The 1,265-nt window shown below is 82.1% G+C and carries 1 protein-coding gene; it reads right to left on the bottom strand.

What is annotated here, in order from left to right; translation table 11 throughout:
* On the bottom strand, positions 1-1,112 hold a 1,112-nt coding region (locus tag GTR00_RS21110), incomplete at its 3' end, for an aldehyde dehydrogenase family protein (RefSeq protein WP_166613474.1).
* Positions 1,113-1,265 lie beyond the last annotated feature (153 nt).

Raw genomic sequence — 1,265 nt, 5'->3', positions numbered from 1 at the left:
ACCACGGCCGGCGGCGCCCACCACCCGGCGGCGGGCAGGTGCGCGGGCACGGCGGCGCCGCGGGCCACGGCGGCCGCGCCGGCGGCGACCTCCGGGGAGGGGCACGGGCCCACGCGCGTGGTGCGGTCCAGCGGGTCGCCCACGCGCAGCGCCGCGGCGCCGGCGTCCAGGCGCGCCACCAGGGCCTCGGCCAGCGGCTCGACCACCAGCACCCGCGAGCCGCCGGGCCGCCCGTGCGCGCCGTCGGCCAGCCCGGCCAGCAGCGCGGGCAGCACCGCGTCCGGGTCGGCGCCCTCGAGCACCACGTCCACGGCCGTGGTGCCGCGGTCGGCCACCAGCGGGGTGCCGCGGTCGGCCAGGTCCAGGGCCAGCTCGCGCAGCTGCTCGGCGGTGCCGTCGGCGCGCACGGCCAGCAGCCCCTCCGCCTCCCACAGCACGGCGTCGGCGACGGGGTCGCGCCCCGGGGCGGTGGCCACCAGCCCCTCGGGCAGGCCGGCGTCGGCGCAGGCGCGCACCAGCCGCTCGGCGGTGGCGGCGGACTGCGCGTCGGGGCGCAGCAGCACCCCGGCGCCGGCGGCCAGCGCGGCCACCAGGGCGGTGGCCAGCGCCGCGGGGCCGCTGCGCCAGGTCGCCAGGACGGCCACGACACCGCCGCCGCCGGCGTCCACGCCCAGCGCGTCGAGCTTGTCGGCCCACCCGGCGGTGGAGAAGGCGGCGTCCAGCAGCCGCGGGCCGTCGGCGCCCACCCCGGCGGCCACCGGGCGTCCGGTGGTCAGGGCGCGGGCGACGGCCAGCGGCAGGACGTGGTCGGCCAGGACGTCGGCGAGGGTGAACAGGTGCCGGGCGCGGTCCTCGCCGCTGAGCCAGGCCCAGTCGGTGCGGCTGGTGGCGACCACGCGCCCGGCCAGGCGGGCGAGCACGTCGTGGGAGGTGTCGGCCACGGCCAGGAGGCGCTCGCCGGTGTCCGGGCGGGGCACCTCGACGCGCGGGGAGGTGCCGTCGCCGCCGGTGGCGGTCAGCTCCGCGGGCAGCCCGGCGGCGGCGGCGTCCTCCAGCGGGGGGCCCTGCGCACGCCCCGGGCGCGCGCGGAGGTGGCGCGGGGCCCTCCCCACCGCTTCCGGTAGTGGCGTGGTCACGATGAGTGAGTCTACTGAGGCGGGGGTGGATCCCCGGGGCGAACGGCGCAGCCGGGTGCCGCGATGGCGCCCCCGCACCGGGCTGGCAGGGTGGACCCGTGCACTCCCACGGCCCCACCGCCCCACCCC

This window comes from Kineococcus indalonis, assembly GCF_009906395.1.
GTDB classification, from domain to species: Bacteria; Actinomycetota; Actinomycetes; order Actinomycetales; family Kineococcaceae; genus Kineococcus; species Kineococcus indalonis.
This window is presented reverse-complemented; position numbering and strand designations above follow the sequence as displayed.